This is a genomic window from Streptomyces sp. 3214.6 (assembly GCF_900129855.1).
GTDB classification, from domain to species: domain Bacteria; phylum Actinomycetota; class Actinomycetes; order Streptomycetales; family Streptomycetaceae; genus Streptomyces; species Streptomyces soliscabiei.
In genome coordinates this window covers 827,633-851,424 of sequence record NZ_LT670819.1, presented here as the reverse complement: position 1 = coordinate 851,424, position 23,792 = coordinate 827,633, and the positions used below count along the sequence as shown (strand labels likewise).

The 23,792-nt window shown below is 69.8% G+C and carries 21 protein-coding genes; 19 read left to right on the top strand and 2 right to left on the bottom strand.

The genetic code is table 11. The features are described from left to right. Positions 1 to 172 precede the first annotated feature (172 nt). The 19 genes from B5557_RS44755 to B5557_RS03635 all read left to right on the top strand — a co-directional run bounded on the left by B5557_RS44755 (position 173) and on the right by B5557_RS03635 (position 19,181). On the top strand, positions 173 to 490 hold the full coding sequence (locus tag B5557_RS44755) for a hypothetical protein (protein ID WP_143688135.1): 318 nt from the start codon (positions 173 to 175) through the stop codon (positions 488 to 490). Between the two features lie 86 nt (positions 491 to 576). Next, positions 577 to 1,818, top strand: coding sequence for an MAB_1171c family putative transporter (locus tag B5557_RS03720; protein WP_079657755.1), 1,242 nt, complete (start codon positions 577 to 579; stop codon positions 1,816 to 1,818). A 270-nt stretch (positions 1,819 to 2,088) separates the two neighbouring features. Beyond that, positions 2,089 to 2,577: a hypothetical protein gene (locus tag B5557_RS03715; protein ID WP_231976243.1), complete on the top strand. Its 489-nt coding sequence runs from the start codon at positions 2,089 to 2,091 to the stop codon at positions 2,575 to 2,577. Positions 2,578 to 2,841: 264 nt separating this feature from the next. Beyond that, positions 2,842 to 3,621: an enoyl-ACP reductase FabI gene (gene fabI / locus B5557_RS03710; protein ID WP_079657754.1), complete on the top strand. Its 780-nt coding sequence runs from the start codon at positions 2,842 to 2,844 to the stop codon at positions 3,619 to 3,621. A gap of 69 nt (positions 3,622 to 3,690) precedes the next feature. Then, positions 3,691 to 5,118, top strand: a complete 1,428-nt coding sequence (locus B5557_RS03705; protein ID WP_079657753.1) for a DHA2 family efflux MFS transporter permease subunit — start codon at positions 3,691 to 3,693, stop codon at positions 5,116 to 5,118. A gap of 156 nt (positions 5,119 to 5,274) precedes the next feature. After that, on the top strand, positions 5,275 to 5,802 hold the full coding sequence (locus B5557_RS03700) for a YceI family protein (protein ID WP_079657752.1): 528 nt from the start codon (positions 5,275 to 5,277) through the stop codon (positions 5,800 to 5,802). A 274-nt stretch (positions 5,803 to 6,076) separates the two neighbouring features. Further along, complete coding sequence (locus B5557_RS03695) at positions 6,077 to 6,946, top strand: NmrA family NAD(P)-binding protein (protein WP_079657751.1); 870 nt, start codon at positions 6,077 to 6,079, stop codon at positions 6,944 to 6,946. Then, positions 6,933 to 7,586, top strand: coding sequence for an antibiotic biosynthesis monooxygenase (locus tag B5557_RS03690; RefSeq protein WP_079657750.1), 654 nt, complete (start codon positions 6,933 to 6,935; stop codon positions 7,584 to 7,586). The genes B5557_RS03695 and B5557_RS03690 overlap by 14 nt, the downstream gene beginning before the upstream one ends. Positions 7,587 to 7,667: 81 nt before the next feature. Continuing rightward, complete coding sequence (locus tag B5557_RS03685) at positions 7,668 to 8,468, top strand: class I SAM-dependent methyltransferase (RefSeq protein ID WP_079657749.1); 801 nt, start codon at positions 7,668 to 7,670, stop codon at positions 8,466 to 8,468. 142 nt (positions 8,469 to 8,610) lie between these two features. Then, entirely contained in the window at positions 8,611 to 9,336 is a 726-nt protein-coding gene (locus B5557_RS03680) for a hypothetical protein (RefSeq protein WP_231976242.1), read from the top strand. Beyond that, positions 9,323 to 11,035, top strand: a complete 1,713-nt coding sequence (locus B5557_RS03675; protein ID WP_079657748.1) for a GH3 family domain-containing protein — start codon at positions 9,323 to 9,325, stop codon at positions 11,033 to 11,035. Before B5557_RS03680 ends, B5557_RS03675 begins: the two co-directional genes overlap by 14 nt. Continuing rightward, the gene (locus B5557_RS03670; RefSeq protein WP_079657747.1) at positions 11,032 to 11,928 is read left to right on the top strand and encodes a class I SAM-dependent methyltransferase; all 897 of its coding nucleotides are present in this window, start codon (positions 11,032 to 11,034) and stop codon (positions 11,926 to 11,928) included. The genes B5557_RS03675 and B5557_RS03670 overlap by 4 nt, the downstream gene beginning before the upstream one ends. Next, complete coding sequence (locus B5557_RS03665; protein WP_331716822.1) at positions 11,925 to 13,124, top strand: hypothetical protein; 1,200 nt, start codon at positions 11,925 to 11,927, stop codon at positions 13,122 to 13,124. The genes B5557_RS03670 and B5557_RS03665 overlap by 4 nt, the downstream gene beginning before the upstream one ends. Next, a complete protein-coding gene (locus B5557_RS03660) occupies positions 13,121 to 13,912 on the top strand; it encodes a DUF6182 family protein (RefSeq protein ID WP_079657746.1) in 792 nt (263 codons plus the stop codon). Before B5557_RS03665 ends, B5557_RS03660 begins: the two co-directional genes overlap by 4 nt. A gap of 309 nt (positions 13,913 to 14,221) precedes the next feature. Then, complete coding sequence (locus tag B5557_RS03655; protein ID WP_079657745.1) at positions 14,222 to 14,791, top strand: DUF4232 domain-containing protein; 570 nt, start codon at positions 14,222 to 14,224, stop codon at positions 14,789 to 14,791. Between the two features lie 412 nt (positions 14,792 to 15,203). Next, entirely contained in the window at positions 15,204 to 16,469 is a 1,266-nt protein-coding gene (gene istA, locus B5557_RS03650) for an IS21 family transposase (protein WP_079657744.1), read from the top strand. Beyond that, positions 16,469 to 17,329 (top strand): IS21-like element helper ATPase IstB, encoded by an 861-nt coding sequence (gene istB, locus B5557_RS03645; RefSeq protein ID WP_079657743.1) that lies wholly within the window; start codon positions 16,469 to 16,471, stop codon positions 17,327 to 17,329. Before istA ends, istB begins: the two co-directional genes overlap by 1 nt. 64 nt (positions 17,330 to 17,393) lie before the next feature. Beyond that, on the top strand, positions 17,394 to 18,260 hold the full coding sequence (locus B5557_RS03640) for a helix-turn-helix domain-containing protein (protein WP_079657742.1): 867 nt from the start codon (positions 17,394 to 17,396) through the stop codon (positions 18,258 to 18,260). A gap of 207 nt (positions 18,261 to 18,467) precedes the next feature. After that, positions 18,468 to 19,181 (top strand): sigma-70 family RNA polymerase sigma factor, encoded by a 714-nt coding sequence (locus B5557_RS03635; protein ID WP_079657741.1) that lies wholly within the window; start codon positions 18,468 to 18,470, stop codon positions 19,179 to 19,181. A 312-nt stretch (positions 19,182 to 19,493) separates the two neighbouring features. Here B5557_RS03635 and B5557_RS03630 read toward each other — a convergent pair whose 3' ends face one another. Then, positions 19,494 to 22,238 (bottom strand): AAA family ATPase, encoded by a 2,745-nt coding sequence (locus B5557_RS03630; protein WP_079657740.1) that lies wholly within the window; start codon positions 22,236 to 22,238, stop codon positions 19,494 to 19,496. Positions 22,239 to 22,342: 104 nt separating this feature from the next. Further along, positions 22,343 to 23,596, bottom strand: coding sequence for a hypothetical protein (locus B5557_RS03625; protein WP_079657739.1), 1,254 nt, complete (start codon positions 23,594 to 23,596; stop codon positions 22,343 to 22,345). Positions 23,597 to 23,792: the final 196 nt, after the last annotated feature.

Below are 23,792 nucleotides of genomic sequence, written 5' to 3'. Positions count from 1 at the left end.
GCGGCGTCGATGCCGCAATCTCTTACGAGACCTCGAAGTCGGGTATCCGCTCGATGTGCACGACTTATGCAGACGCTTGGGTGATCGCCGGGGCCGGGAAATTCGGTTGATCCCTTACCCCCTCGAGTCGCCCGGACCTTTGGGGGTCTGCGTCGCCACCGAGACCGCCGACGTGATTTTCTATCAGCAGGACACCACGCGCCCGCATCAGGACCACATCATCCTTCACGAGGTCGGCCATATCCTGGTCGGCCATGTCGAGGTACCCGCGGCCGACCCCATGCGCCACGACTCGGACGCCGGCCGCGTGCGCATGCGTACGGTCTACGACTCGGAAGAGGAGTTGGAGGCCGAGCTGATCGCCACGATCATTCTGGAACGGTCCGCCATGCGCGGCGTCTGCCAGGGCCTCGACAGCGCTGCCGACCCGGAGGACCCCGTGCTCGAACGCATGGGGGAGGCCCTCAGGAACCGGACCTGCTGGCTGTGACCCGCGTGACGCCCGCCGGGCGAACCTACCTGGCCGACGCGGCGTCGGACAGCGGCCGTGTCCGCCCTCCCGGTACGGGGTGAGCCGTGCACGTCAAGATATTCATCTGCACCTACATCGACCTCATGGTCGCTCTGTGCGCGGCGAGCAGGGTCGTCCACGCCCGGCGGGCGCCCGAGGACCGGCCGCTCAGGGCCATCGCCACGTGCACCGTCTGTATCGCGGTGGCGCTCATGCTCTTCCACCCCAGCGTCTACTCCTGGCTGCTGAGCACGACCAGAGGCGTCAACGTGCTGGTCACCTGCGTGGTGTGCATGGCGGCCGCCTTCTGGCTGCTGCAGTTCTTCCACATGTCGGCCGCGGGGCCGGAGGAGGACCGGTCCCAGACGGGCGCCGTCTCCTGCCTGCTGCTGGCCGTCGCGGCCGCCACCGTGGTGTGGGGCGCCTCGCCCGAAGCGCTGCGGGCCTCTCCCGCCGAGTGGCTGAACCGCAGCCACGGCAGCGAGGCCGTCTTCGTCATGATCGTTTCCGGGTACATCGGCGGTGTCGCCGCCATGGCGATGCGCTGGTCGCTGGTGTACTCCGTCGTCACGATCCGCAGGAACCTGCGCAACGCGCTGCGCATTCTCTCGGTCGCGCTGGTCGCGGAGCTGTTCGCCTGTGTCTTCAAGGTCTGCTCGGTGCTGACGCTGCAGCTGTTCACCGTGGACCCGGGTGTGCAGGGCGTACTGAACACCGTCTGGTACATCACCGCCCTGTTCGGCGTGTGGATGCTGGTCGGCGGAGTCACCCACCCCGTCACCGTCGAACTGGTCGGCCGCGCCTCGGCCGTTGTCGCACGACGAGCCGTCTTCCACGAACTGGGCCCGCTCTGGCGGGCGTTGCACGACGCCTATCCCGAACTCGCCCTGCCCCGCGCCTCCGAGCCGTGGTGGACCCGGAGTTCGTACGTCTGGCCCTGGCGGGCCCGCGCCTACTACCGGCGGGTGATCGAGATACGGGACGGGCTGGTCCGTCTCACGCCGTACTGCGCCCTCGGCGTCGAGCGGGACGCGCGGGCCGAGGGCGCGGCGCGCGGACTCACGGGCGGGGAGCTCGACATCCACGCGGGTGCCGCGGTGGTGGCCGCGGCGCTGGAGCGCAAGGCCCGTGACGTCCCCGCCGGTGAGCGGTGCGCCGTCCCGGACGGCGGCGGCCACGACCTGGACTCGGACGCGCGGTGGCTGGTGAATCTGTCCAGGGCGTTGACAAAGGTTCAGGCTTCGGGAAAGGTCCCTGCGAGCCCGGCCGGCACGCCCGCCCGGACGGCGGGTTCCGCACGCGACTGACGCCTCCCGGGGCTCGCCGCGATCCGACATCACCGCTCCGCAGGTGTGTCGCCCACCGCGTCCCTCCATCGGCCCGCGCCCTCTCCCGGGAGTCCCCGTCCTTCGCGTGTGTCACGGCGCCACAGCGGCGCGGCCCCGCGCCGTCCCCCGTACCCGCGCGGCACGCGTCACCGGCGCGACGGTCAAGCGGGACACGCTGTCTGCTCAGAGTTTTCTCCTGTAAAGTCGGGGGGCGCATTTACTTTGGCCGGGTGGGGAAAGGAGCACGCAGTGGCGGGTGGTGACAGTGGGGCCACGAGCTGGCCTCGGCCCGCCGGTGACTTCACCCAGTGCCTGAACGATCTCTTCGCGTCGGTGACGTACGAGGACGGCAACGGCCGTACGCAGTCGTACTCCACGCCGTACGTAGCGCGGAAGATCACCGAAGATCCCTCCCACGACACGACGGTCTCCCGCGTCTACCTGGCGGCACTGCGTTCCGGGCGCAACGTCAACCCGACCATCGCCGTCGTCAAGGCCATCGCCAAGTTCTTCGACGAGCGCCGCGCGCCGGGCATGCCACCCATCACGGCCGCCTATCTGCTCGGCGTCGAAGAGGTCGAGGAACTGGAAGAGCTGGAGCGCAAGCTCACCGACCGTCAGGTGCGCACCATCGCCATGCGGGCGGGGGAGATGACCCCCGCGATGCGCCGCCAACTCCTCAAGATGCTCGACGCGCTCGACGAACAGGCCCTCCCCTCCACGACGGAGCGCGGCTGACGGCTGCCGTAGTCGGGCCTGAGGCGCAGCCTGTCCCGCCGCCGAGTTCGGCCGCCGTGGTGGTCCGTGCGGCCGATACCTGGGTTCTGTGGCGCGGGAGTGCGTTGCTGTGTGGCCTCGGCGACCGTCGGTAAAGTATAGTTTACGTGCGGGCCGGGGCGGCGCATGCCGTGCGCCTTCTTGAGCAGCAGCCTCACACACCACTACCACTGGAGCCGTCCCGCCATGCCGGGGCGGCGGATTGGGCATGGGTCACTGAGCACCATGAGTGGAATACTCGCAGGCAAGCGCATCCTGGTCACCGGCGTCCTGACCGACTTCTCCATCGCCTTCCACGTGGCACACCTCGCTCAGGAGGAAGGCGCCGAGGTCGTCCTGACCGGCTTCGGCCGGCTCTCGGCCGTGGAACGGGCGGCCCGTCGGCTCCCGAAGCCGGCCCCCCTCATCGAACTCGACGTCCAGAACCAGCAACACCTGGACGACCTCGCCGCCCGGGTCGGCGAACACCTCGGCGAAGGCGTCGGCCTCGACGGGGTCGTGCACTCCATCGGCTTCAGCCCGCAGGACGCCCTCGGCGGCAACTTCCTCAACACCCCTTGGTCCTCGGTGGCCACGGCCGTCGAGATCTCGGCGTACTCCCTGAAGTCCCTCACCACGGCCCTGCTGCCGCTCCTGGAGCGGCGCGGCGGCTCCGTGGTCGGCATGAGCCTGGACTCGCAGGTCACCTGGCCGATGTACGACTGGATGGGCGTGGCCAAAGCCGCCCTCGAATCGACGTCACGCTACCTCGCCCGCGACCTGGCCGACCGGAACATACGCGTCAACCTTGTCTCCGCGGGCCCGATCAAGACGGTCGCCGCCCGCTCCATTCCCGGCTTCGCCCACCTCGTCAGGGTGTGGGACGAACGCTCCCCGATGGAGTGGGACATCAACGACCCCGAGCCCGCCGCACGCGGCGTGATCGCCCTGCTGTCCGACTGGTTCCCGAAGACCACTGGCGAGGTCGTCCACGTCGACGGCGGACTGCACGCCGTCGGCGGATAGCACTGCCGGGGACCGTCGGCGGGACCCCGTGACCACCGATCACCGATCACCGAACTCCACAGGAGCGTCATGCAACAGCGACCGGCAGCCCGTCGCGACACCGCGTTATGGACGCTGATCATCGCCAGCGCGGCCGGCTTCATGGCCGCCCTCGACAACCTCGTCGTCACCACCGCCCTGCCCTCGATCCGCGAGGACCTGGGCGGCGGACTCGGCGATCTGGAGTGGACGGTGAGCGCCTACACCCTCACCTTCGCCGTGCTCCTGATGCTGGGCGCCGCCCTCGGCGACCGGTTCGGCCGCCGCCTGCTCTTCGCCGTCGGCCTCGGCATCTTCACCGTCGCCTCCGCGGGCGCCGCCCTCGCGCCCGGCATGGAGGCCCTCATCGCGGCGCGGGCCGTACAGGGACTCGGCGCCGCGATCATGATGCCGCTCACCCTCACCCTGCTTTCCGCCGCTGTCGCGCCCGAGCGGCGGGGCGCCGCCTTCGGCGTCTGGGGCGCGGTCAACGGCCTCGCCGTGGCCGCGGGCCCGCTGATCGGCGGCACGCTCACCGAACACCTCTCCTGGCAATGGATCTTCTGGGTCAATGTCCCGCTGGGAGCCGTACTCGTCCCGCTGGCCCTGCTGCGCCTGGACGAGAGCCGCGGCCCCTACCCGCGGCTCGACCTGCCCGGCACCGCACTCGTCAGCGCCGGCCTGTTCGGCATCGTCTACGGGCTGATCCGCGGCAACGCAGACGGCTGGTCCAGCTCGCCCGTCCTGACCGGCCTGATCGGCGGCATCGTCCTGCTCGCCGCCTTCATCGGCTACGAGACGCGCGCGGCGAACCCGATGCTGCCCATGCGTCTCTTCCGCAGCCGCGCCTTCAGCTCCGTCAACGCCGCCAGCCTCTTCATGTTCGTCGGCATGTTCGGGTCCATCTTCCTGCTCAGCCAGTTCCTCCAGGACGTCGGCGGCTACTCGCCGATGGAGGCGGGCGTGCGGATGCTGCCGTGGACCGCCATGCCGATGATCGCGGCGCCGATCGCCGGCGTGCTCTCCGACCGTTTCGGCGGGCAGCCGGTCGTGGTCACGGGACTGCTGTTCCAGGCCACCGGACTCGCGCTCCTCGCCCTGGTCGTCTCTCCCGACGTGTCGTACCCCGAGCTGATCCCGAGCCTCGTGATCAGCGGCCTGGGCATGGGCTTCTTCTTCGCCCCGACGGCCAACCTGGTCATGAGCAGCGTCCGCGTCGAGGAACAGGGCATCGCCTCCGGCTCCAACAACGCACTGCGCGAGGTGGGCGGGGCCCTGGGCGTGGCGACCATGTCGGCGGTCTTCTCCGCGCAGGGCGGCTACACGTCGACCCGGCAGTTCGTCGACGGACTCACGCCCGCGCTGTGGACCGGAACCGGGGCCGTCCTGCTCGCCTCCGTGGCCGCCGCGCTGGTGCCCCGTCAGACGGGACGCACCCGCGAGAAGAGCGCCGAACACCCGGACCCCGTCACGGCCTGACGGGCCCCCATTCCCTCTCGCCCCTCACATGGCGGTGTCTCCCCGCGGACTGGTCCAAGGGTTCGGCAGTACGTCGGGGAGGCGGGGGCGACATACGGGAGCCGGCGCCGCCCAGAGGCTCCGGTTCCCTCTTCCGACAGCGCAGAGGAGTGCAGAATGGCCGTTCACGGCAACGCCGTGCAGTTCAGGCCCCACGCGGGCACGTACACGATTGACCCCGCACAGTCGGCCGTCCGGTTCCGCATCCGCAACTTCTTCGGACTGGTCGTCGTCCGCGGCACCCTCGGCGTCTCCCGGGGCGAGGTGGTGGTGGCGGATCCCGCGGAGTCCTCGACCGTCGAGGCGTACGTCTCCGCCGCCAGCATCGACACCGGCAACGACAACCGCGACACGCACGTCCGCGGGCCCGCGTTCCTGGACGTCGCCACACACGCCGAGATGCAGTTCCACGGCGAGCGCGTCGAGGCTGGTGACGAGGCCCACCTGCTGCACGGGCGCCTGACGGTGCGCGGAATCAGCAAACCGGCCGCCCTGACCCTCGACGTCCTCTCCGGTGACGAACGACGGCTGGAGTGCCACGCGGTCACCACCGTCGACCGGTACGCCTTCGGTGTGACCAAGGGAAGGGGTTCCATGGGCCGCCATCTCACCATCGAGCTCGACGTGGTCGCCGAGCGGAACTGACCGTGTCCTGACCGCCGGACCGACCGGGCCCGGGCAGTCGGCCGGAAACTTCGCGGAGACTTAGAGAAAGTTCCTTGCCCGTCGGATTCCCGGACTGTGAAGCTGTAGCCCGAATTCCCAGGCAACGGCATCGGCGGAGAATCAGCCGCCACGTCGCACATCCCGTGCAGACGAGCGCCGCATTTCATCCGATCCGGATAACAGCCGGGAACCCGAGGTGTCCTGACGGGACTCATCGCGAGAATCCAACGAAGTCGAAGGAAAGGAAAGGGCCATGGGTGCGGCCAATACGACTCTGGTCATCGGAGCCACCGGAAACGTCGGCCCCAACGTCGTCCGTCAGCTGATCGGCGAGGGCGTCCCCACCCGCGCACTGCTCCTGGCGGACGACCCCAGGGCGGGACGCCTGCCGGACGAGGGAGTCGAGGTCTTCCACGGCGACCTGGCCGACCCCGACAGTCTGCTGCCCGCCCTCGACGGCGTCGAGTCCGTCCTGCTGATGTGGCCGTTCTTCACCCTGAACGTCGACACGGCCCCGGCGGTCCTGGAGCGCATCGAACGACAGGCCAGGCGCGTCGTCTTCGTCTCCTCGATCGGGGTGCACATCGGCTACGAGCACGCCGACAACAACTGCCACGCCTACCTGGAAGGGCTGATCGAGAAGACCGGCCTGGAGTGGACGTTCCTCCAGACCACCGGGTTCACCGCCAACGCCCGGCTCTCCTACGCCCAGCAGATCAAGGCGACCGGCGTGGTGCGTTCCCCCTACGGCGCCGCCGCCCGCTCCTCCATCCACGAGGAGGACGTCGCCGCCGTCGCCGTCCGCGCCCTGACCGGCGGCGAACTCGCGGGCCGGCGTCTTGTCGTCACCGGTCCCGAGGTCCTCACCCAGATCGAGCAGGTGAAGATCATCGGCGAGCTGATCGGGCGCGAGCTGAGCTGGGAGGACGTGCCGGCCGAGGCCGCCCTGAAGGCCATGGTGTCCGCGGGCTGGCCGCCCGCGTACGCCAGCGGCGCCCTCGACTACTTCGCCATGCTCACGCAGGAGCCCGAACTGATCACCACGACGGTGGAAGAGGTCATCGGCCGTCCGCCGCGCACCTTCCGCGAGTGGGCCGCGGAGTTCGCCGATGACTTCCGCTGACGGGACGCAGGAAGGCTTCCGTACCTTCCTCATCCTGCGCACGGACGGACCGCAGGCGTCGAACAAGGCGGTCGAGGGGGTGGAGGCGGAGGTCGCGGACCGGATCCACCGGCTGGACGGATTCCTCTCCTCCCGTACCCACCTCGGCCTCGACCGGGACGTCGTCGTGCACTCGGTGGCCTGGCGGGACGAGGCGAGCGCCCGGGACGGCTACCCGGCCGGCCTCTCAGAGACGCTCCTGGCCCGGCTCGGCCGCACGGTCATGCTCCGCACAGACCTGGTCGGCGGTACCCCGTCGCCCGGCGTGCGGGGACCGGCGGCCGGCCGCCCACCCGGCCTGGTCTGCGTCGCTGTCCGGTACGTCGCCGACCACGCGGCCGCCCAGGCCATGGCGGACCTGCTGCGCCGCAGCGGCGACTGGAAGCAGGACTTCCCCGGATTCATCTCGGCGACGCCGTACATCAGCGCCGACGGCAGGACCTACATCAACTACCCGCAATGGGCCGACCGCGGCGCCTTCGAGGCGTACATGGCCGATCGGCGCAACGCGGCTGGGCAGCAGGACATCGGCGACCTGGAGGTCGCGCCGCCCGATCTCCTCCTGTGCACCCTGGTCGCCGAGACCGCCGCAGCCGGGTAGGGGACCGGCCGGCCCGTCTCCCGCCGGCCCGGTTCGCCACCGCCATGCGTCATCCGTACTCGCCCGGAGGAAGAGACAGGCATGACAACGGACGCCCAGTCCACCCGAAGCACCGGATCGCTGACCAAGGGGCACCTCTCGCCGCTCGACCAGCTACGGCTGTTCGAGAAGAAGTACGACGCGGTGAGCACCGGCATCATCGGCCGGCTGCCCCTCGCACCGATTTGGCGCTGCCTCGACCTCGGGGCCGGCGCCGGGTCCCTGTCGTACTGGCTGGCGGAGCGGGTGAGCGAGGGATCGGTGCTCGCGCTGGACACCGACACCGGGTATCTGGAACCCGGCCGGGCCGACAACCTGAGTGTCCGTCAGGAGGACCTGACCGCAGCGGAGTTTCCGGACGGCACGTTCGACCTGATCATCGCCCGTGCCGTCCTGGAGCACCTACGGGAACCCGAGGAAGCGCTCCGCCGCATCACCCGGTGGCTGGCGCCGGGCGGCTGGCTGGTGGCCGAGGACTTCTACTACCTCCCCGCCGAGCACGCCCCCACCCCCGTCGGCAGGGCCCTTGTCGGCGCCTACGTGCGGCGGATGGAGGCCCAGGGCGCCGACATGCGGTGGGCCCGCGGCCTGCCCGCCGCCCTGGCCCGGGCGGGGCTCACGGACGTCGACTCGAAGGTGACCCCCGCCGGTCCCGGCCAGTCTGCGGCCGACGACGAGCTGATCGGCACCCGGCTGCGTCAGGAGGGGCACACCCTGGTGGACAGCGGCCTGGTCACGGCCGAGCAGCTCGCCGACTTCATCGACTCCCTCGGCACTCCCCGGGGCCAGGACATGACCACCCTGCTGATCTCCGCGTGGGGACAGCGACCCCTGACGGACTGACGAGTCCGTCCCCCAGGCAGAAGGCCATGGACCACCCGCTGCCCGACCGAGCGGATCTCTGCGACGGGGCCGCCGCTCCCTTCGCACGGCGTCCGCACCGGGCAGGAATTCCACGAGACTCGGTAAGGAGAGGAAACGCGCTGTGCCCTCCATCCGTAACCATGAGGTGTCGTCGCACCGAAAAGCCTCGCATTCGTCGGACGGAACACCGGGCGCGTACGAGCACCAGGGCAGCGCCATCCCTCCATTCTTCGTACTTCTCGGACCGGACTACGCGGGAAAGTCGTCGGTGCTCGCCGAATTGAGGCGCACGGCCACGCCCTGGCGCCTCGTCTCCCTCGACGACACCTTTCTGGCGCCGGAGCACGCCCTGATCGGACGCCTGCGCCGGGACGTGGTGAAGGACGTCGCACCGCACGAGACCCGGTGGTCCCTCGACTTTTTCGCGGCGATGGTGAACACGGCCGTCGTGCATCTGCGGGACCAGCTCATGAGCGGCGATCCGCTGACCCCCGCCGTCGTCGACTCCTACTACTACAAGTTCCTCGCGAAGTGCCGGCTGGCCGGAGTGCCCGACGAGCCCCTCCTCACCTGGTGGCGGTCCTTTCCCCGACCGGGCCGGGTCATCTACCTCGACGTCACCCCTGAGAGCGCCTGGCGCCGCTCGCACGACGGCGCCGAAGTCAACCGCCTCGAGCACTACGGCCCGCAGCCGGAGCCGTACGGATTCAAGCGCTACCAGACCGACCTCGACCGGCTCGTGCGCGAGGAGATACGGGACCTGCCCGTGACCGTCCTCGCGGAACAGACCGACGCCGCGCGGACCGCGGCCACCGTACGGGAGCTGATCACCCATGAACTCCGCTGACTCGCGGACGGATCCGGACCGCGCGGCGCGCTATACCGCGCGGGTCCAAGCGGAACGGGCGAAGCTGCTGACCGCCCTCGCCGATCCGGCTGGACAGCGCCGCCAAGTCCTCGCCGACCTACTGGAGTTCAACGCGGGCACCGACTACGGCGCCGCCCACGGCTTCGGCCGCGTACGCACCCTCGACGAATACCGCAGGGCGGTGCCCATCCAGACGTATGCCGACCTCGAACCCTGGATCGAGCGGAGCGCGGCCGGTGAGGCGAACGTCCTGACCGCCGACCGGCCCGCCGTCTTCTTCACCAGCAGCGGAAGCACCGGCGCCCGCAAGAAGATCCCGGTCACCCCCCGCTTCATGCGCACCACGTTCTTCCCCTTCTACTACGCCGCCTGGGCACCGCTTCTCGCCCACTTCCCCGAGGTGCTGCACAGCCCGGACGCGGTGCTCAATCTGAAGCACGACCCGCTCACCGCCCCGCCCACCACCCGCTCCGGCAAGCCCCATGTCGGCGCCAGCCAGGTGAACTTCGGGGAGATTTTCGGCGAGCGCCTCTCCGCCGAGCCCGGCACCGACGCCCCCTGGGCGGAACTGCCCGTGCCGGTCGCCGCCCAGGACCACCTGGAGAAGGCGTATCTGCGGCTGCGCCTCGCGGTCGCGGGCGACGTCCGCTGCGTCATCGGGATCAACCCGGCCATGGTCGCGGCCCTGCCCCACCAACTGCGCCTGTGGTGGCCGCGGATCGTCAAGGAGATCCGCGACGGCACCCTCGGCGGCTTCCCGTACGACAGCCCCGACCCGGCCCGCGCGGCCGAACTGGAGCACATCGCCGACCGGTTCGGCGCCGTGCGCCCGGCCCACGTATGGCCCCGGCTGCGCGTGCTGTTCTGCTGGACCACCGGGCTCGCCACCCTCTATCTGCCCCGGCTGCGGGAGGAGTTCGGCGCCGGCGTCACGGTACTGCCCGCCCCGGTCGCCGCCTCCGAGGGCCCGGTGGCCGTCGCCCTCGACCGGCACGGCAGTGCTGGAAGCCTCGTCGTCACCGCGTCCGTGTACGAGTTCGTCGACGCCGACGAGAACCTCACAACCGACGCGCCGACCCTGCTGTCCGAGGAGCTCGAACCGGGGCGCGACTACCACGTCGTCTTCAGCCACGTCGGCGGGCTCTACCGCTACGCCGTAGGGGACATCGTCCGGGTGGTCGACCGGGTCCACGGCGTACCCCGTCTCGCCTACGCGGGGCGCGCCACCCGCAGCGACCACGCGGGGGAGCGGCTGCGCGACGCCCAGGTCATCCGGGCCCTGTCCGGCGCCCTCGACGCCACCGGGCTCGAACTGCGCAACGCCGCCGCCCGGGTGGACACCGAGGACGGCATCGGCCGGTACGTCTTCGCCGTGGCGCCCACCACCCCCTGGCACGAGGACGAGTCCCTCGCGTTCGGCGCCCGGCTCGACGACGCACTGGCCCGCGAGTCGGCGGGCTACCGCGCGGCACGGGCCGCCGGCCGGCTCGCCGCGCCCACCACACTCCGGCTGCCCGCCGACGCCTTCCTGCGCGACTGGCAGGACACCGTGGCCGGCGGCGTACGGCCCACCCAGGTCAAGGACCGGCTCTTCCGCCAGGACCCCGCTCAGTGGGAGCGGCTCGTCGGCCCCGCCGCAGCGGCACCGGGCTCGTTGCCTCAGGAGGACTCCGCATGATCGCGCACGGGAACCACATCGCCACCCATCCGCCTGAGCTGACCGCGCTGGAGCGCACCGCGCTGCTCACCGCCGCGCTGCGGGCCGCCGAGACCAGCCGCGCGGACCGGTTGTACACGGACCCGTACGCCGCCGGTCTGGCCGGGGACGCCGGCTGGGCGCTGCTCGCCGAGCTCGCCGCGGCGACCGGCCGCCGCCCGGGCGACCAGGACGTGCCCAGCACTCCCGACTTCAACGCCATCCGCACCCGTTTCCTCGACGACCACCTGCGTCACCTCACCCACGAACGAGGCGTACGGCAGGTCGTGCTGGCACCCGCGGGCCTCGACACCCGGGTCTTCCGCCTGCGCTGGCCGGCCGGCACCCGGTGGTTCGAGATCGACAGGCCCGCCCTGCTCGGCCACAAGCGGCAGCGGCTGGCCGAGGCCACCCCCCGCGCGGACCTGCACACCGTCGCGGCCGACCTCACCGGCCCCGACTGGGAGAAGACGCTGCGGGAGAGTGGGTACGATCCGACCCGCCCCTCGGTGTGGGTGCTGGAAGGCCTGCTGTACTACCTTCCGCAGGACGAGGTGCACCGGTTGCTGACCAGGATCGCCGCCTGCTGCGCACCCGGCAGCGAGATCGCCGCCGACCTGGTGAACACCACCGCCCTGACGCTGCCCGACATGAAGCCGCTGCTCTCCGTGTTCGAGGACTGGGGGACTCCCTGGGTGTCCGGCAGCGACGAGCCCGAACGCCTCTTCGACGCGTGCGGGTACACGGTGACGGTCCGTCAACCCGGAGACGAGGGAGCCGACTTCGACCGCTGGCCCGATCCGGTACCACCCCGGGACGTGCGGGGAGTGCGCCGCGTGTTCTTCGTCCACGGCTCACTGCGGACACCCCGGTGAGCGAGAACGGCACGGCGAGCTCACACGCGGCGACGGCCGTCGCCACCCCGCTCGCCGCGCACCGCCTGCCCGAGCCCCGCTCCCCCCGGCACCGCGTGCTGCTGGCCCCCGTCACCGTCACCCCTTCCAAGCCGCTCACCCCCAGCCACCTCAAGGGACTGCTCTGGTCAGACGTGATGTACCGGGCCACCCATCACGTCGCCGACGTCACCCTCCGCTACAGCCACACCACCTACCACCCCACCGAACAGACCCTCGGCTTCTGGGAGTTCCTCGACCGCCGGTACGGCGACAGGGACTATGCCTCCCTCGACGAACGCGAGATCGGGGACCTGTACGTCGCGTTCCGCGCGGCCGACGAGCACGTCCCGGCGTCCGCCCTGCGCCCCTACGCGGACGCCGTCACGCACGGCTGGACGCACCCCGCCGCCGCCAGAGTCCTCGGCATCTGGGCCGGGCAGTACGCCGAACTCGGCCTGACCGACCCAGGACTGCTCGCCCACCAGCCGCCGGGACTCGGCCTGGACGAGACGATCGCCGGGCTCGACGCCCTCGGGATGTGTCTGGACCAACGGGCTCTCGGCGGCCCGGTCTTCCTCGACCTCACCCGCCACGGGTTACCGCTGCGGCCCCTGGTCAGCGCCGACGGCCGGCCCAACTACCTCGCCTGCGCCATGAGCGAACTCCTCCCCCTGGCACCCAGGTACGACGAGGTCGTCCTCCTCTACGACAGCCAGCTGGACCCCGACTACCAACGCCTCGCCCGCGTCCTCACGGCGCTCGGGCCCAGTGTGGTCCGAGTACCCGTCGGACGGGTACCGATCGACGGCGTGATCCGCTCCGCACGGGAGGGCGGCTGGCGCGACCACGACGCCCGCGCTCTGCTCGCCGCCGCCCGGTCCGGACACAGCCCGGCCGTCGTACGCCTCGGCATGCGGCTGTACTTCATCGCCGTACTCGGTCCCGGCCAGGCCGAGGGGTACCGTCCCGACCTGCTGCACCAGTGTCTCGGCCGCGCCGAGCGCCTCCTGACGGCGGCCCACACGGACTCGCAGCCGGCCGCTGGGCCGCTCGCCGAACGCGTCGCCCGCCACCGCGGGTCCCACCTTCACATCGACCCCTACCGGCTGACCTCGTCCCTCCTCGGCAGACGCCGCCGGCCCCCGGGCGACCTCCTGACGGGGGTGTACCTGTGACCACGGACCAGCACCCGTCCGCCGCCACCGACGCGGTGCAGCGGACCTTGCGGGCCGCCGTGGGGGAGCGCCTGCGCCGCGCACGGCCCGAACTGGCCGCCCGCCACGACCTCTCGACGACGGCGGGCCTGAAGGCGGCCGGCGCGGCGGCCACCGCGGCCGACGACGTCGACGACACCCTCGTGGCCGTGGTGGTGCGGGACCTGGACCTCGTCGCCTGGGCCCGCCAGACCTGCGCGTACACCCTGGGGCTCGGCGCCGCGGAGGCCGCCGCCTGGCGACGGGCCTTCACCCGGACCGTGTTCCTCGCGGGCAACCCCGAGCAGCTCGGGGTCCGATTCCCCCTCGCCCGGCTCGCCCCCGACCGGTCGGCCGCGTGGACCGCACCGGGCCCGCCCGCGGCCACCGCCGCGCTGCGTCGCCTGCTCAAGCTCCTCCAGGCTCCCGCGGAGGTCCTCACCGGGCAGGACACCGCCTTCGAGATACCCCGCCCCGCGTCGTCCGACGCTCCGGCGGTGCGCCGCCCGCCTGCCACCCGGGACCTCTACCTGGCCACCGTCGACTGCACCCTGTCGTCCGCCCTGGTCCACCTGAACCACCTCCTCGCTGAGGCCGTCCTCGACAACCTGCTCGCACCGGGAGACCGACTGGTGCTCCGCAGGGTCCCGCGCCTCGTCGCCCACCAGGACCGCTTCGCGGCCGTACGCGTCGTCCCGGACGAACACGCCCCCGACCGCCTGCGCCTGGCCGCCGCACTGACCGAACCGTTGGCCCCCGGCCCGGATTGACGGCGACGTGCGACCCGACATCGCCTGGGCCAAAGCCCCCTGGTTCAGGTGCAGGTCAGCGACTCAGCGCACCTTCGGTGCGCGCCGGGGGCGTGGTAAAGCCCGTGGCGCGCTGGAGGTGCTTCTGTCTGCCCTGACGGCCATCTGCACGGGTGCAGCCTGTCGTCACCGTTCCGTCACAAGTAGTCGCCGCACGGAACCCTGCCGCTCTCCCGCCCTGTCTGCACTCACGTACTACGACCACGCGTACCGCGGGGCAACAACCGACGACCGAAACCCGCGGACGAGACGACTCAGGGGGACCACAGCATGCGGCACAGCAACGGCGTTCGCAGGGCGGCTCTGGCGACGACGGCGGTCACGGCCGTCGCGGCGGCGGTGACCGGCATCCTGCCCGGCACCGCCATGGCGGCGAGCACCACCACCTCCACCCCGCCGCCCGCCTGCCCGGCCTCCGCCCTCCAGGTCAGCGCCCGGCAGGCCGTCCACCCGCCCGTCGGGACCGGGACCGGGGCGGCGGTCGTGCAGTTCACCAACGTCTCCCGGAGGACGTGCGTTCTGGTGGGCCATCCGACGGTCGCGGGCGCCGGCAACGGCTCCCCCGCCCACAACACCCCGCTCAAGGTCACCCGCACCGGCAGGGCGGCCACCGTGACGGTCCGGCCGCACGGCAAGGCGTGGGTGAAGCTGACCTTCGTCCAGGTCCAGGGGGAGGCCGACGGCTACTGCGTGTCGGGCAAGACCCCGGCGGCGTTTCCGACGATGGTCATCGGGCTGCCGCACTCCGGGAAGCACCAGGTCGCCCTGAACGAGGGGTGGTGGGCCGAGTGCGACAACAAGGTGACCGTCACCCCGGTTTCGGCGGTCAAGCCTTCCTGACCCCACCGTCCCCACAAATCGAGCAGCCTGCACGACGATCGCAACACTCTGACCTGCACGTTTACTAGGCACTGCACATAGGTGCAGGTCAGGTCAGAGACTCAGCGCACCTTCGGTGCGCCCCGGGAGCGTGGTAAATCCCGTGGCGCGCTGGAGGTGCTTCTGTCTGCCCTGACGGGGGCTGATTCCGTCCGGGACGCTGGAGGGGCTCGTTCCGGCCGAAACCGATGCTTCTGTGATGCCGGTGAGCTCCGGGAAAGCTCGCTCGGCGCCTTCTACTTGGGGATGTCGGCAATCCGGTCTCTCGGCAACGGGTGAAACGAGGGCCACGGACGGCGGATGAAAAGTGAGCCACTCTGCGATCTCTTGATCATCCTGACTTCACTGGTGCTGAGGTCGGGAGGAAGAGAGGGTGATCCACGTGGAGGACTGGGCTGAGATCCGCCGCATGCACCGGGTGGAGGGGCTGTCGGCTCGTGCGGTGGCCCGTCAGCTGGGGATCTCCAGGAACACCGTGCTGCGGGCTTTGGCCTCGGACCGTCCGCCGCGGTATCGGCGGGCGCCGAAGGGCTCGGCGGTGGACGCGGTGGAGCCTGCCGTGCGGGAGCTGCTGAAACAGACGCCGACGATGCCCGTGACGGTGATCGCGGAGCGGATCGGCTGGGAGCGGGGGCTGACGATTCTGCGGGAGCGGGTGCGTGAGCTGCGGCCGGCTTATCTGCCGGTGGACCCCGTCTCGCGGACGGTCTATGAGCCGGGTGAGCTCGCGCAGTGCGACCTGTGGTTCCCGGCCGTGGACATCCCGCTCGGTTACGGCCAGAGCGGGCGGCCGCCGGTGCTGGTCATGGTGTCCGGTTATTCGCGGGTGATCACGGCTCGGATGCTGCCCTCACGGCAGACGGGCGATCTGATCGACGCCCACTGGCGGCTGCTGACCGCTTGGGGAGCCGTGCCGAAGATGCTGGTCTGGGACAACGAAGCCGGAGTCGGCAAGGGACGCCTGACCAGCGAGTTTGCCGCGTTCGCGGGCCTGCTCGCCATCCGGGTGCACCTCTGCCGGCCCCGGGACCCGGAGGCGAAGGGCCTGGTCGAGCGCGCGAACGGCTACCTGGAGACCAGCTTCCTGCCCGGCCGCCTCTTCTCCGGCCCGGACGACTTCAATGCCCAGCTGACCGCCTGGCTGCAGATCGCCAACCGGCGCCATCACCGCGTCATCGACGCCCGGCCGATCGACCGTTGGGAGCGCGACCGGGCGTCGATGCTCGCCATCCCGCCCGTCGGCCCGCCCCACTGGTGGCCGCTTCGCACCCGTCTGGGCCGGGACCACTACATCCGCGTCGACACCAACGACTACTCCGTCCACCCCCGCGCGATCGGCCACATCGTCACGGTGCACGCCGACACCGAGGAGATCACCGTGACCTGCGGCGACGACCTGGTGGCCCGTCATGCCCGCTGCTGGGCCAGGCATCAGAGCCTGACCGACCCCGAGCACGCCGCGGCGGCCCGGAACCTGCGCGGTGAGGTGATCCACCAGCAGGCGGCCCGGGCGGCCACCGCCAGGGCCGCGGCCCTGGCCCCCGACAGCCTCGGCATCGAGGTCGAACAACGCGAGCTGGGCACCTACGACCGCATGTTCACCCTCATCGAGGGCGGCGGCGGGAAGGAGGACACCTGATGGCCCCAACCACCGCCCCCGCGAAAACACACCCTCCCACCGCGGACGCGGCCGGCGCGGCCAAGCCCGACGGCCAGAGCGCCCGCACGGGCCGGCAGACCGCCGCCGACCTGGCTTTCCTCGCCCGTGCCATGAAGGCCCCGGCCCTGCTGGACGCCGCCGAGCGCCTGGCCGAACGCGCCCGCACCGAATCGTGGACCCACACCGAGTACCTGGTCGCCTGCCTGCAGCGCGAGGTCTCCGCCCGCGACTCCCACGGCGGCGAGGGCCGCATCCGCGCCGCCCGCTTCCCCGCCATCAAGACCATCGAGGAGCTCGATCTCACTCATCTGCGTGGTCTGACGCGCCAACAACTCGCACACCTGGGAACATTGGACTTCATAGCGGCCAAAGAGAACGCCGTCTTCCTGGGACCGCCGGGCACCGGCAAGACCCACCTGGCGACCGGACTCGCCGTCCGGGCCTGCCAGGCCGGCCACCGGGTCGCGTTCGCCACCGCCGCCCAGTGGGTCGACCGCCTTGCCGCCGCCCACCAGAGCGGCCGGCTCCAAGACGAACTGGTCAAGCTCGGCCGCTACCCGCTGATCGTGATCGACGAGGTCGGCTACATCCCGTTCGAGGCCGAGGCCGCGAACCTGTTCTTCCAGCTCGTCTCGAACAGATACGAGAGAGCCAGCGTGATCGTCACCTCGAACAAACCCTTCGGACGCTGGGGAGAGACCTTCGGCGACGAGACCGTCGCCGCCGCCATGATCGACCGACTCGTCCACCACGCCGAGGTCCACTCCCTCAAAGGCGAGTCCTACCGCATGAAGGGCCGCGAACTCGGCCGCGTCCCCACCGCCACCGACAACGACTGACGAACAACCGAGGCCGCACAGTGGCTCACGATTGAACCGTTCGAACTGGTCCCAAATTCAGCCGTTGCCGACAGCGACGGGCAGCAGTTTCTTCGCGCACTACGGCGCACTGGTTCTGGAACCCTTCAAGGGGCGGGAGTCCACGACCTATCAGGCGATCGAAGCGCTCACGCAAGACCGTCTCCTGCAGGACGAGGGAAAGGTGACGACAGCCACGCAATGGGCCTTGGCAGTGCTCTACAACGGCCTTGGGCGATACGAAGAGGCCTACGCGTGCGCAGAACGTGGATGCGAGAACCCCCAGGAACTCGGCTTGTCCCTCCAGTCCAGGGTGGAACTGGTCGAAGCAGCCGTACGGTTGGGGCGAACACCCAGGGCGGCCGAAGCCGCGCGGATGATCGAAGAGATGGCCCAGGCCAGCAAGACCACCTGGGCACTCGGTATTTCGGCGGCTACCCGTGCCCTGGTGAGCGACGGAAGGACAGCCGAGGATCTGCACCGAGAAGCCATCGAGCTGCTCGACAGCACGCAGGCCCGGATGGACAGCGCCCGCGCCCGACTCAGATACGGTGAGTGGCTGCGAAGTGAAGGTCGATCAGCGGACGCTCGTGAACGGCTGAGCGAAGCGCACGAGATGCTCAGCGAGGCGGGCGCCGAGGCATTCGCGGAGCGCGCACGACGTGAGCTCCAGGCTGCGGGAGCGAAGGTGCGCAAACGAGCCTCAGTCGCGCCGGCGGTCCTCACGCCAAAAGAAGTCGAGATCGCGCGGCTTGCCAAGGAGGGTTTCACCAACCCGGAGATCGGCGCCCGACTGTTCCTCAGCCCCCATACGGTCGATTGGCATTTGCGCAAGGTGTTCGCGAAGTTGGGTATCTCCTCCCGCAAAGAGATCTCTTCGGTGCGGCCGGAAGGCCTGACGGCCACACGCTAGCCGTGTTCAACACGTCGCCCGCGCTCGGCGTAGGTCCTGTCCAAGCCCACGGCCGAGCGGGGCGCCCACGGACTCACCACGGCATCACCACGCAGTTCCCCACGGGGTCCCACGGAGCCTTGAAGGCGCGGGCCACGCGTGCTCGGCGCGAGGTTGGTCGCAGCTCGAATTTCCGGGTTGCTGACCCACCCAGCGGAGGATCCAACCATGGACAGGTACCTGCTCGAAGCCGGACAATTGCCGATGGCCGGCGGTCACGCATCGCCCTCGACAATTGATGATCTGGAGGATGCGGCGTCCATATACCTGCGGAATCGGCCGGCACTCCTCAAGATCGCCCATCGCATCCTCGACAACGAGAGCGAGGCCGAAGAGGTGGTCCAGGAGGTATGGCTGCGACTGCAGTGCACCGATCGAACGTCAGTGCGACGCCCCCAGGCGCTACTGCGGACGATCACCGTCAGGCTGGCGATCAACTCGGTCCAATCGGCGTACAGACGCCGGGAACGCAGCGCCACCCCTTGGCTTCCGGAGGCATTGGACCCGAGCCCCAGCCCGGAATCAGGAGCCGAGCAGCAAGACACCGTGGAGCGAGCGGTCTCTCTGCTTCTGGAGACGTTGACACCTCCGCAGCGCACAGCCTTCGTCCTCCGGGAGGGGTTCGGTTATCCGTACGAGCGGATTGCCGGCCTTCTGCATCTCAGCGTCGCCAACGCCAGGCAGCAGGTCACTCGCGCACAACGGCGACTGGGTGCGAAGCGTCACCGGCAACCGGTGGACTCCATCAGCCATCGCCGTCTTGTGCAGGCCTTCCTCGCGGCGGCACAGGGAGGCAACCTGGCCCGCCTGGAGCAGGCCCTCCTGACGGAGACCGGCCCGACAGGTCGAGCCACGAGGCCGGCCGGGGTGCAGGCCGCGTAAGAACGTGTTCGGACTCATCGGCGCCGTTTCTGGTCTACCCCATGGATTGATTACCGTCCCTTTTCCGAGAGACCCGGGGCGTTTGCAGTGTCGACCGGACTGAGTCAGCGATTTCCCCCTTGAAGGGCGGCTGACATCAGGTTCCCGCAGAGAGGCACCTGGTCGCGCCCTTGACAGGCCGTAGGTGGCTTCGTGGTCACCCCGTGGAGAGTCCCTGGGGCTGGTCCGTCAAGTCGCTGGACTGTTGGTCTCGCGTCGGTGGCCAGCGGCTCCATCACTGCCGAGATCAGTGGGTCCGGGGCGGCGTACCGGTCAGAACGCCGTGCGCAGGAGCCGGCGAGAAGTGATGTTGAGTTTGGCGTACACCTTGCGCAGGTGCCATTCCACGGTGTGGGGGCTGAGGAACAGCTGCGCGCCGATCTCGGTGTTGGTGAGCCCCGCACGGGCCAGTTGCGCGATCTGCGTTTCCTGGGGGGTCAGCGTCGCCGGGGCGGCACCAGTCCGACGGGTCACGGTCTCGCCGGCGGCCCGCAGTTCGCGGACGGAGCGCTCGGCGAAGGCGCCGGCGCCGAATTGACTGAAGAGGGTGTGCGCCATGCGAAGTTGCTCGCGGGCGTCGACGCGGCGGTTCTGCCGGCGCAGCCATTCGCCGTACACCAGGTGTGCCCGTGCCAGATCCGTCCTGACCCGAGTACGTCCGAGTCGCTCGATAGCCTCGCGGTAGAGCTCTTCGGCAGAGTCCTCCTGGCCGAGCAGAGCCTGCGAGCGTGCCTGAACCCCCAAGGCCCAGTCCGTGCCCGCGGCTTCGGTGGCCCGGGTCAGTTCGGCCAGTGCGGCCTCGGCCGCCTCACGGTGACCGCTGCGAACTGCGGCCTCCACCAGTTCAGTCAATCCCCAGTTGTATACGGCGACATCCTGCGGGTGCGCGCTCGCCTGACGGGCGGAGTCGAATGCCTCCTCGTATCGGCCCAAACCGTTGTAGAGCACTGCTGCGGCCCGATGGCCGACGGACAGGCCGGCGCCTTCACCGCGATTGATGGCCTCGTCCTGGCTGGCCCTGATAAGCGTTACGGCCTCGCGTTCCCTTCCTTGCCAGGCGGCGAGGGTAATCGTTCCGTAGGGCGTGAAGCTGTTGCTGCCGGCGGCCTCCTGGACACTGAGGCTCTCCGCGATGAGTAGTTCCGCCGCGTCCAGTTCACCGGCGAACGTGTGGACGACTGACCGTGAGTGGAGCGCGAGGGGCAACTCTGTCAGCGCGCCGACGGCGCGGGTGGTCTGCACGTGGCGTGTCGCCAGCTCAGTCCAACCTTCGTCGTCCCACATATCGGCAGCGAGGGCGCCGCCCAACCATGACCAGCGCAGGACCTGCTCGGGGTCGGTCTCCTGACGGAGCCCGGTCACCGCGTCACGCGCGCCGACGACGGCGTCGCGGTACCCACTGGTGAACCGGGTGGCCAAGGCATCCATGAGAAGGTCGGCGTTGCGTGGCGGCCGTGTGTTGGACGGTGACGTCCTGTGCGCCGCTTCCGCCACCTCTCGCACCGTAGCCCCAACAGCGAGCCGCCCTGCGAACATAGCCGCTGACACGGTGTCCAGAAACGTCTCGCGAGCCAGGCCGACGTCCAGCGGCACCAAGCGCTGCGCGGCGGCCAGCAGGAGGGGGAGCGCTTCGGCGCCGCGGCTGGAGGCGAAGGCGATCTGAGCGTGGGTGAGGTGCACGCGAGCGTGACCGATCTCGTCCAGGACTCCGCTCTCGGCGAGGGTCAGCAGATCACGCGCCGCGGCTGGTGCACCGGCGCGAAGCTTCGCTTGAGCTGCCGCGAGGGCACGCGTCGCTTTCCGCCGGGGCTGCGGAGTCAATACAGCCGCGTGTGCGAGAAACGCCGCGGCCGCGGCGGTGCCGCCGCGCGCCTGCGCCCGCACGGCGGATGACTCCAGTTCGGCGGCGATCGCCTCGTCGGGCCGCACGGTTGATCGTGCCAGGTGCCATGCACGCCGGTCGGGATCGTGGCCGGGGTCGGTCACCTCTGCCAGGACACGGTGGATCTCTCGCAGCTCCGCGAGTTCGGCCGACCGGTAGATTGCCGAGCGCAGAAGCGGATGCTTGAAACGCACCAGAGCACCGATGTCGAACAGCCCCGCTGCCACTGCCGGGCCTGCCGCTTCAGGATCGATGTCCAGGAGCGCCGCTGCGCGTCTGAGGAGTGTCACGTCGCCGATCGGTTCGGCGGCGGCTGCCAGCAGCAGTCGCTGCGTCGAGGGCGGGAGCGAGCGGACCCGCTCGAGGTAGCTCCGCTCGATGCGGCCGGTCACCGGTCCGGGGTCCGGCAGGCCGAATCCGTCAATGGCTTCCGTCTCTTCCCGGCTGTGCGGAAGTTCCAGAAGTGCGAGGGGGTTGCCGCGGGCTTCCGCGAGGATTCGGTCGCGGACTCGTTCGTCCAAGGGGCCGCCGGCCTCCGAAGCCAGAAGCGCGAGGGCGTCGCTGTTGTCGAGGCCGTCGATCGTCAGTTCAGGCAGTCCGGCGAACTCGTCGCGTGCCTTCAGTTCACGCGTGGCGAACACCAGTGCGAGGGATTCAGCGAGCATCCGCCGTGTCACGAAGGCCAGGGTCTGTGCGGATACCCGGTCGAGCCACTGCGCGTCGTCCACCAAGCAGAACAGCGGCTTCTCGGCGGCCACCTCGGTCAGCAGTCCGAGTACGGCGAGACCGACCAGGAACCGGTCCGGTGGTGGGCCGGTGCTGACCCCGAACGCAGTGGTCAGCGCTTCTTGCTGCGGAAGCGGAAGAGAGGCGGCGTGACCGAGGAATGGTGCACACAACTGGTGCAGGCCTGCGAACGGGAGTTCCATCTCCGACTCGGCACCCGCACTACGAGCGACGCGGTATCCGGCGACGTACCCAGCCAGATGATCGAGCAGAGCAGACTTTCCTATTCCCGCTTCACCGCGTAGGACAAGAGCTGAGCTCTGCCCGGCCTCGACTTTCGACGCCAGCTCCTCAAGCGCATTGCACTCGCGGCGCCGACCGCGCAGTTGCTTACGACCCTGTCCGCTCACCTTGACCCCCTACGGGAGGATAACAACACCGTAGTCGATCAAGGCCGAAATGATGACGTCACGGTGAGCTCCGGTTCGGGGACGCAAAGGGAGTTCCGGCATTGTCAGGGTGCCGAACTGCTCAACCCCGGATCGCCGGCCGGCGGATGTGCTGCCGATCGCTGCACAGGCGCGGTCGTACCCTTCAGCGGCCAACGGCGGCTGACACCCACATGCAAAAGCACGCCCGAGCCCATGGCGTTCACGCAGACATGGGACACCCATCCCTCGGCACTCGAGGTTGTCCAGGTGAGCGTGCCCGCATAGGTGATCAGCCCGCCGAAGAGCCCAGCACCCACAACCACCGAGACGCAGAGAGTCGTCGCCCGCTCCCACCCGGCGGACATCCGGGAGCGGAAGGCTCCCTCGAAGAGCATGGCCACCAGCAGCCCGGCTGCGCTGAAACTGGTAACGGTCGCAAGGATGGTACGTGCCGCCACGCCGAACAAACCGTCGAGCAGAGCGAGACTGAACGCCGTTCCGGCGAAAACGAGCAGATTCCCCAGAGTGATCCGAAGCCATCGCCGGCCGAGTTTGTTCAACGGCCAGCCACGCCAAACGATGAAGAACCAAACCTGCCACGCCCCGCACAGTGCGAACACGGCACTGAGGTCCTCGTGCGAGAAGGGACCATCCTGACTGATCAGGCCGGAGCTCGCCGGCGCGCGGAATCCGTACGCCGTGTACTGCACGAGGAGAGCCAGTCCCCAGGAGAGTGCCAGCGCTGCGAAACCCGCGACCAGCCTGGGCAGTCGCTTGAACGGCCAGCCCTCGCACACGAGGGTGAGTTGCAGCATCGCGGTGAAGACCGTGAGTCCCAGCGGTATCGCGGCGGGGTACAAGGGTGCGCTGCCGAGTTCCGGAGTGGGGTCGAAGAGGCCGGACACGTCGAAATGGCCCACGATCACCTGGCCGACGGCCGCCAGGGCAACACCCGCCGCTGCAATCAAAAGCGTGTCCACAAGGGCCGACCAACCAGGGCGCAGGTTCGAACCCGGCCAGTCCTCCCACCAGAACGCGACCATGGAGAGAACCGGCAGTGCGAACGTCATCAGTGGCGAGAGGATGACCACCGCACTCTCGGCGCCGTCCGGACCGAAGGCGAGCAGTGCGGCCAGTGGAACGACTACCAGTAGCCCGGCAAATCCAAGACCCGGCTGCGCGGCAAGGCGTGCACGTTCGGCGTTGAGGAAGGCCTCGGAGTGCCGGAGTCGGGGGGTCGTTATCGTCGGCTGGTCGGGCAGCCTCTGGAACCAGATGCGTCTCGCGAAAGTCCCGCGCCTGGATTGGACTTTTGATTTATCCATGAAACGCACCATGAGATGTTGTCCCGTGTGTCTCTGCGGTCGAGTATCGGTCGTGCCACAGTAAATCCGTAGTCAGAAAGGGACTTTGAGCTCTGACCGGGGCAGCCCGACCATAGAGACCGAGTGCCTGTCCCAGGTGTGACACTGTGTTGGCGAGCGGCCAGCGCGTGAAAGTTCGTCCCTCCCGCCGTGGTGTCACAAACAGGTG